The following is a 7,861-nucleotide window of genomic DNA, read 5'->3' as shown; positions in this document are numbered from 1 at the left end:
GGGGCCCACGGTCGCGCCACCGGCGGGGGGGGCGGCTGGGGGGGGGGGGGGTGGTTGGGGGGGGGGGGGGGGGGGGCCGTGTGCGGCTGAAAGATCGGGGCTCCGCCCCGGGCCCCGCGCCTCAAACGCCGGCGGGGCTGAAGGTCGCCTCAAGCGCCGGCGGGGCTGGATTGTGGTGCGGCTGGGTGGCCCGTGCGGCTCAAAGATCGGGGCTCCGCCTTGGGCCCGGCGCCTTGGGTGGCGGCGGGGCTGGATAGGGGCTTGAAGGGGGCTTGAGGAAACCGGTGGTGGGGGTGGGGTGGGGTTAGCGTGCCCCCCGTACTCGACGACGACTTGGGGGAGGAGAACGTGAAGATTCAGGTTCTGGGTCCGTTGAGTGCCGAGGTCAACGGGGGATCCATTGTTCCGACCGCCCGCAAGCCCAGGCAGATTCTGGCCCTTCTTGCCCTGTATCCGGGGCGCGTGATGCCCGTTCCCACCCTCATGGAGGAGATCTGGGGGACTGCCCTGCCGCAGAGTGCGCTGACGACGCTGCAGACGTACATACTCCAGCTGCGCCGGCGGCTCGGTACCGCCATGGGGCCCGGTGGGCCCGGTGGTGTGAAGGACGTGCTCGTCACGCGGCACGGCGGGTATCTGTTGCAGATACCGGCCGAGTCCGTGGACGTGCATGAGTACGAGAGGCTTGTGGCGCAGGGTCATAGTGTTTTTGAGCAGGGGGACGACGAGAGCGCGGCGGCCATGCTCCGGGCGGCGCTCGCGCTGTGGCAGGGGCCCGCGCTGGTCGACGTACGGGCCGGGCCGATCCTGGAGATCGAGGTCATGCGGCTGGAGGAGAGCAGGCTCGTCACCGTCGAGCGGCGGATCGATGTCGATCTGCGGCTGGGGCGGCATACGGAGTTGTTGGCCGAGTTGACGGAGCTGATCGCTCGGCATCCGCAGCATGAGGGGCTGCACTCGCAGGCGATGGTCGCGCTGTACCGGTCGGGGCGGCAGGCGACGGCCCTCGACGTGTACCGCAGGCTGCGGGGGCGGCTGATCGAGGACCTGGGCGTGGAGCCGTCGCCGCAGCTGCAGCGGCTGCACCAGGCGATGCTGACGGTGGATCCGGCGCTGGACGTGCAGGCGGGGCCCAAGCGGGGGTCGACCTTTGATCTGTATGCCGTCTGAGCGTGCGGCTTGGCGGCTTAGCATGGTGTGTGAGCGATCTTGGTGAGGGGCTGCGGGAGTTTCGGCTCGACGTGGCGCAGTCGGAACTGGACGACCTGCGGGAGCGGCTGGCGCGGGTGCGGTGGCCCGACGAGCTGCCCGGGGCGGGATGGGCGTACGGGATTCCGCTCGGGGAGATGAAAGAGCTCGTTGGCTATTGGCGCTCGGAGTACGACTGGCGGGCGGCCGAGGCGCGGTTGAACGCCTGGCCGCAGTTCACCACCGTCATCGACGGAGCGCGCGTGCACTTCGCGCACGTGAGGTCGCCCGAGCCGGGTGCCAGGCCGCTGTTGATGACGCACGGGTGGCCGGGGTCGTTCGTCGAGTTCCAGCGGGTCGCCGGTCCGCTGACCGATCCGCGGGCGCACGGCGGGGATCCCGCCGATGCCTTCCACCTGGTGATGCCGCACATTCCCGGCTTCGGGCCGTCCGGGCCTACGGCCGAGGCGGGCTGGGAGTTCAAGAGGGTCGCGCGGGCCTTCGGGGTGCTGATGGAGCGGCTCCGGTACGAGAGATATGGGGTTCAGGGCGGTGACTGGGGGGCCGCCGTTTCCAGGGAGTTGGGGCGGATCCGGCCCGAGCGGGTGGTGGGGGTGCACCTGAACCTGCTGCCGGGGGGCGGGGCCACCGAGGAGCCGCGGCCCGAGGAGCTGGCCGCGCTGAGTCCCGATGAGCGGGAGCGGACGGTCGCCAGCTGGGAGCGGTACCGGAGCTGGGCGCGCGAGCGGCAGGGGTACGCCGACATCCAGGCGACCCGGCCGCAGACCCTCGCGTACGGGCTGAACGACTCGCCGGTCGGGCTGCTGGCCTGGATCGGGGAGAAGTTCGCCGAGTGGAGCGATCCGCGGTGCCCGATCGACCGGGACCAGATGCTGACCAACGTGATGCTGTACTGGGTGACCGGGACTGCCGGTTCCGCCGCCCGGATCTATTACGAGCGGGCGCACGCCGACTATGCCGGGCAGCCGCCCGAGGTGTCGCGGACGCCGACCGCCCTCGCCGACTTCCCCCGGGACAACTTCATTCCGCTGCGGCACGTTGCCGCCCGGACGGACCGCATCGTGCGCTGGACCTCGTACGACCGGGGCGGGCACTTCCCCGCGATGGAGGTGCCGGAGCTGCTCGTCGAGGACGTGCGGGCCTTCTTCCGTCCGCTGCCGCGCTGACCCCCGGTGTTTTTCCGGGTCAGGCCTGGGCCGTGCCCGCGCGGGAGATGGCGTCCAGGGCGGCGGGCCACGGGAAGTGGGGCGGGGCGTCCTGGCCGGCCGGGCCGGGGATGAAGCCGCCGTCGCCGAACAGGACCTCGACCCCGGCGGCGCGCAGGACGGCCAGGGACTGGTCGAACTGGGGGTGCGCGGCGAGGGCCGTGTTGGTGCAGGGCATGGCGACGGCGGGGGTGCCCTTGCCGATCGCCTCGGCGGCGACACCGACGGTGAAGCGGTCCGTGAGGCCGAGGGCCCAGGCGTTGACCGTGTTGAAGGTGGCGGGGGCGAAGACCAGGGCATCGGCCGGCGGCCATACGTCGTCCTCCCCGGGCAGCTTGTACTGCCAGCGCACCGGGTGGCCGGTCAGGGCGGCGAGTCCGTCGAGGCTTCCGGCCAGCCAGTGCGCCGCGGTGGGGGTGAGACCGAGGCACACGTCCCAGCCGCGGGCCTGGGCGTCCTCGATCACGTGGGCCACGTCGAAGACGGGCGGGGCGGCGGAGCAGAACAGGTACAGAATCCTCGTGGTCATACGGTCATATGATCATATTGCTTGACCTCAACCATGCTTGAGGAAGCATGATCGGATCCATGAGCGAAAACGAACTCACCACAGAGGCAGAGGCAGCGGCAGTCCGGGCGATCGCGGAGGTCGTCGCCACCGTCGAGCGCACGCAGCAGGCCAAGGACGCCGAGGGCTTCCTCGCCCTCTTCCACCCGGACGCGCTGTGGACCACCGCGCACGGGAAGGTCCTCATCGGATACGACGCGATAGCCGAGTTCACGCGGGCGGTGCTGCCGGCGGCGAGCTGGGACGGGAAGGTCACCTACGAGATCGTCCACACGCAGTTCCTGCGCCCGGACGTGGCCGCGGTGAAGGTGCGCCAGGTCTACCACGGGGCGGACGGGGACAGCGGCGAGGGCGCTCCGCTGTACGTGCTGACTCGGGCGCAGGACGGCCGCTGGCTGCTGACGGCGTGCCAGAACACGCAGGTGGTGGTCGAGGACCCGGCGTAGCTCGGGCCACGTCCCGGGCCGTGTCGCGGGTCACGTCTTCGGCCAGCCGATGTCGTCGTCCGGCTGCTCGTCCTGCGGCGTACAGGAGGAGCGGCCGGTGGCTGCCGGGGCCGGGGTGTGTGCTGCGGGCGTCCAGGACGCGCGGGATGCGCACACCGATGGCCTCATCGTCGACTCCAAGGCGCTGAATACACGAGAAGAACAGGGCGCCGGCCGGTCGGACGGCCGGATTCTGGAGAGTCTGCCTCGACGGACTCGAGGACCGCTCGACGAGTGCATGAGGTCCGCACGAGGTCGGGACGAGACCGGTCGGGAATCCGTGGCAAAGGTTTGCCCGGCTGTTGCCGGGGACCCTACGCTCGGTGCCGGTTCCCGACAGATTCCTTGCCCGCGACCTCAGGGATGCTCATGCTGCGACAGCCCGCGTTCGGACACCGCCTGAGGAAGCTCCGGCTGGCCCAGGGCCTGTCGCAGACCGCGCTGGCCGGCGAGGGGATGTCCACCGGCTACCTCTCCCGCCTGGAGTCCGGGGCGCGTCAGCCCACCGACCGGGCCGTGGGCTACCTGGCCGGCCGACTGGGCCTGGACGCCTCCGACTTCGAGGAGCCGGCGACCGGCTCCCTGGCCCACGCCCTGACCCTCGCGGCGTCGACCGGGTCACCCGACGCCATCGAGGCGCTGCGCCAGGCCCTGGCCGCCGAGGGGCACGAGAGCCCCGTACTGCGCTGGCAGGCGCTGTGGCTGCTCGCCCGGGCCGCCCGGGTCCAGGGCGACCACGCGGTCGAGCGGGAGCGGCTCTCCCAACTGGTCGCGCTCGGCGAGGAAGTGGGCGTCAGCGAGCTGCGGGTCCGCGGCCTGACCCGGCTCGCCCGCTGCCTGCGCTCCATCGGCGAGATCAACCCGGCCGTGGACGCGGCCGTCGAGGCGCACCGGATCGCGCTGCGCGAGGAGCTGGGCGTGGAGGACCGGGCCGCCGCCCTGCTGGCGCTCGTCTCCGTACAGGCCGAGGCGGGCCGGATGGGGGAGGCCCGGGTGCACGCGGACGAGCTGACCGCCCTCGTCGAGGGCCGCTCCGACGCGCTGTGGGCCGAGGCCATGTGGACCGCCGCCGCCGTCCGCATGCGCCAGGGCGACTATCCCGGCGCGCAGGCCTGCCTGGACGACGCCCTCGACCGGTTCGGCAGCCAGGAGGACCTGATCCTGTGGATCCGGCTGCGCCTGGCCACCGGCCGGCTGCACCTCCAGAAGATGCCCGTCGACCCCGTACAGGCGCGGCGCCGCGCCGAGGAGGCCGAGGCCGCCCTCGCCTTCGTGGGCACACCGGCCCTGCGGCAGGACCTGACCGCCCTCAAGGCCGATCTCGCCTTCGCCACCGGCCGCTACGACGATGCGCGCGCCCTGCTCGGCGAACTGGCCGCCGACCAGCCGAGGATGACGTACCGCGGGCAGGTGCGGCTGGAGATCCTGCGCCATCAGCTGCTGATCCTCGGCGGCGACCCCTCCGGCATCCAGGGGCTGCGCGCCCTGGCCCAGCAGGCCCAGGAGGACGCCAACATCGACCTCGCGGCCGAGATCTGGCGGGTGCTGGCCGATGCGCTGACCGAGGCGGGGCAGGCGGGGCAGGCGGGGCAGGCGGGCCGGACCGGTCCGGTCCCGGCCTTCGGGGGTTGAGGAAGGCTCGAGTCCCCTGGTGCAGGCTTGGGCGCACCCGCACAAACGATCAGGGGAGGTGCCTCTCATGTCGTCGCAGCGCGTGCACGCGAGCGAGCGGACGGCGTGGATCGCCGCCCCGGCCGGTGTGGTCTACGGGCTGCTGGCCGACGCCGTGCGCTGGCCCCTCCTGCTGCCCTCGCCCGTCCACGTCGAGCGGATCGACTTCGACGGCGTCCGCGAACGGCTGCGGCTGTGGGACGTGGCGGGCGAGCGGGTCCGGTCCTTCCACCTGCGCCGGATGCTGCACCCGGGGTCGAGGACCGTCGAGTTCGAGCAGGAGGACACCGTCCGCCCGGGCGCGCCGACGACCGGCACCTGGACGGTCGAGGCGCGCGGGGATGCCGAATCCCTCGTGACGCTGCGCCAGGAGCACACCGTGGAGGCCCTGCCCGCCGCCGCCACCGCGCGCAGCCGCCAGGAGTGGGAGGCGGAACAGGCCGCGCAGCTCGCCCACCTCAAGGCGGCCGCCGAGCGCTGGGAGCGCCTGGACGAACTGCTGCTGTCCTTCGAGGACAGCGTGCACGTCGACGGCCCCGCCGAGCTGGTCTACGACTTCCTCCACCACATCGAGGACTGGCCGGAGCGGATCCCGCACGTGGAGTCGGTGAGCGTGGTCGAGGACGTGCCCGGCGTGCAGGTGGCCGCCGTGGACACCTGCGCCACCCCCGACGGGCGGACGGCCGCCACCCGGGCGGTGCGGCTGTGCTTCCCCTCGGCCGCCCGGATCGTCTTCAAGGAGCTGGTGACGCCCGAGCCGATCGCCGCGCACACCGGCGAATGGTCCCTGATCCCGGAGGGGGACGGCGTACGGGTCGTCTGCGCCCGGCAGGTGATGCTGCGGGACGAGGCCGCCCGGCAGGTCCCGGGGACCGCGACCGGCCTCGTGGAGGCGCGCCGGTACGTGCGGACGTGGCTGGGGCGGGCGAGCACCGAGACGCTGCGCCTGGCCAAGTGGCGGGCACAGACCACCACCACCGTGCGCCGGCTGCGATGAGTACGAGAGGGAGGCCCTGGATGGCATCCGCCCGGCCGGCCGCGGAGGCTCTCGACGCGCCCCTGTACGTCCCCGGCCCCGAGGGCCCCTGGGAGGAGGTGGGCGACCGGCTCGACGACGTGGGCCGGGCAGTCGTCTGCACCACCTGGGGCCAGTGGCTGACCGCCGTGCTGCTCGACCCGGCGCTGCGCCCGCTGCTCGGGGACGACTGGCCGCGCTTCCGGCAGACGCCGGCCGCGGCCGGGCGGATGCGGTTCGCCGTATCGCGCTTCGTCATGAAGTACACCGCCGCCACCGCCCTGGAAGTGCCCGCGCAGACCCTGGACCTGGACTACGGGCTGGGCGGGCGGCCCGTCCTGCGGGGGCAGAGCGCCGGGGTGGAGGTCAGCCTGGCGCATGCCGGCGAGCTGATCGTGGTCGGTGTCAGCCGCACCGGGCCGATCGGCGTGGACGTGGAGCCCGCCGACCGGGCCGTTTCCGTAGGGCTGCTGCGCGGCCACGTGTGCACGGCGCAGGAGGCGGCCGTGCTCGACGCGCTGCCCGAGGGCGAGCGCCGGGCGCGGCTGCTGTGGCTGTGGACCCTGAAGGAGGCCTACACCAAGGCGCTCGGGCACGGGGGGCGCCGCCGCTTCTCCACCTTCGGCTTCGGCCTCGACGGCCGGGGCCGCGTGGTCCTGACGGAGGCGGCGGACGCGCAGGACGCGCGGCCCGTGGCCGGGGAGTGGAGCTTCGCCACCCATCTCGTCCAGGACCGCTACCTGGTGAGCGAGGCGCACCGGGCGCGCCCCTGACCGGCCCCGGTGGCGGGTGGGTCGGCTCGGCGGTTTAGGCCGCGAAGAGGTCGAAGGTCGAGGTGTGCCGCGGTCCGGCGAGCACGTCGAGCTGCGGGTCGACGGCCAGCATGGCCTGGTGCAGGCGCTGCAGCTGGGGTGACGGCTCCACGCCGAGGTCCTCGATCAGCCGGGCCCGCAGCCTGCGGTACACGTCCAGGGCCGTCGCCTGCCGCCCCGACCGGTACAGCGCGACCATGACCTGCGAGTGGAGTCCCTCGTGCTGGGGGTGGCGGGCGGTCAGCTCGGTGAGTTCGGCGATGAGTTCGGAGTGCCGGCCGAGCCTCAGGTCGGCGTCGATCCGCCGCTCCACCGTGACGAGGCGGCTCTCCTCCAGGCGCATGACCTCGATGTCGAGGATCGGCCCGACCCGTACGTCGACCAGTGCCGGGCCCCGCCACAGGTCCAGCGCGGCCCGCAGGCGGGCGGCGGAGACCTGGTCGTCGCCCGATTCGAAGGCGGACTGGCCCTCGCGGACGAGGCGGTCGTAGTCGTGTACGTCGACGCTTTCCTCGGGGATCTGCAGCAGATAGCCGCCGTGCCGGGTGGCCAGCACGTCCTTGGCGCCGCCCGGGGCGTCGGGGCCCATCGCGGTGCCCAGTTTCCTGCGTAATTGGAGGATGTACGTCTGGAGGGTGGTCAGCGCGCTCTGCGGCGGCTGGGTTCCCCAGATTTCCTCCATGAGCGTGGGAACGGGTATGACGCGTCCGGGATACAGCGAGAGGAGCGACAGCACCTGTCTCGGCTTTCCCGCGGTCGGAACGATGGATCCCCCGTTGACCTCGGCACTCAACGGACCCAGAACCTGAATCCTCACGGTCTTCCCTCCGCACTCGTCGAGTCACCCGGCATTTCTGCCACCGGTGGCGAAGGAACTGCCCCCGTGCCGCGCACGC

At 72.7% G+C, this 7,861-nt stretch carries 9 protein-coding genes; 6 read left to right on the top strand and 3 right to left on the bottom strand.

What is annotated here, in order from left to right; genetic code table 11:
- Positions 1-348 precede the first annotated feature (348 nt).
- On the top strand, positions 349-1,170 hold the full coding sequence (locus tag ACFWBN_RS31250) for a BTAD domain-containing putative transcriptional regulator (RefSeq protein ID WP_385182259.1): 822 nt from the start codon (positions 349-351) through the stop codon (positions 1,168-1,170).
- Positions 1,171-1,199: 29 nt separating this feature from the next.
- Positions 1,200-2,375 carry an epoxide hydrolase family protein gene (locus ACFWBN_RS31245; RefSeq protein ID WP_385182256.1) on the top strand — a complete coding sequence of 392 codons (1,176 nt, stop codon included), beginning with the start codon at positions 1,200-1,202 and terminating at the stop codon, positions 2,373-2,375.
- Between the two features lie 19 nt (positions 2,376-2,394).
- Here the strand turns inward: ACFWBN_RS31245 and ACFWBN_RS31240 are convergent, their stop codons facing one another.
- On the bottom strand, positions 2,395-2,943 hold the full coding sequence (locus ACFWBN_RS31240) for a flavoprotein (RefSeq protein WP_385182253.1): 549 nt from the start codon (positions 2,941-2,943) through the stop codon (positions 2,395-2,397).
- Between the two features lie 59 nt (positions 2,944-3,002).
- Here ACFWBN_RS31240 and ACFWBN_RS31235 point away from each other — a divergent pair, with 59 nt between their 5' ends.
- Complete coding sequence (locus ACFWBN_RS31235) at positions 3,003-3,428, top strand: SgcJ/EcaC family oxidoreductase (RefSeq protein WP_385182250.1); 426 nt, start codon at positions 3,003-3,005, stop codon at positions 3,426-3,428.
- A 30-nt stretch (positions 3,429-3,458) separates the two neighbouring features.
- Here the strand turns inward: ACFWBN_RS31235 and ACFWBN_RS31230 are convergent, their stop codons facing one another.
- Positions 3,459-3,596, bottom strand: coding sequence for a hypothetical protein (locus tag ACFWBN_RS31230; protein WP_385182247.1), 138 nt, complete (start codon positions 3,594-3,596; stop codon positions 3,459-3,461).
- Positions 3,597-3,836: 240 nt separating this feature from the next.
- Here ACFWBN_RS31230 and ACFWBN_RS31225 point away from each other — a divergent pair, with 240 nt between their 5' ends.
- The 3 genes from ACFWBN_RS31225 to ACFWBN_RS31215 all read left to right on the top strand — a co-directional run bounded on the left by ACFWBN_RS31225 (position 3,837) and on the right by ACFWBN_RS31215 (position 6,926).
- Positions 3,837-5,099 carry a helix-turn-helix domain-containing protein gene (locus ACFWBN_RS31225; protein WP_385182244.1) on the top strand — a complete coding sequence of 421 codons (1,263 nt, stop codon included), beginning with the start codon at positions 3,837-3,839 and terminating at the stop codon, positions 5,097-5,099.
- 67 nt (positions 5,100-5,166) lie between these two features.
- Positions 5,167-6,135 (top strand): SRPBCC family protein, encoded by a 969-nt coding sequence (locus ACFWBN_RS31220; protein WP_385182241.1) that lies wholly within the window; start codon positions 5,167-5,169, stop codon positions 6,133-6,135.
- A gap of 20 nt (positions 6,136-6,155) precedes the next feature.
- Positions 6,156-6,926, top strand: a complete 771-nt coding sequence (locus ACFWBN_RS31215) for a 4'-phosphopantetheinyl transferase family protein (RefSeq protein WP_385182239.1) — start codon at positions 6,156-6,158, stop codon at positions 6,924-6,926.
- Between the two features lie 34 nt (positions 6,927-6,960).
- On the opposite strand, the gene ACFWBN_RS31210 is transcribed toward ACFWBN_RS31215, so the two are convergent.
- Entirely contained in the window at positions 6,961-7,782 is an 822-nt protein-coding gene (locus ACFWBN_RS31210) for a BTAD domain-containing putative transcriptional regulator (protein WP_385182236.1), read from the bottom strand.
- Between the last annotated feature and the right edge of the window lie 79 nt (positions 7,783-7,861).

Source organism: Streptomyces sp. NPDC059989, from assembly GCF_042736975.1.
In the GTDB taxonomy this organism is placed as follows: domain Bacteria; phylum Actinomycetota; class Actinomycetes; order Streptomycetales; family Streptomycetaceae; genus Streptomyces.
This window is presented reverse-complemented; position numbering and strand designations above follow the sequence as displayed.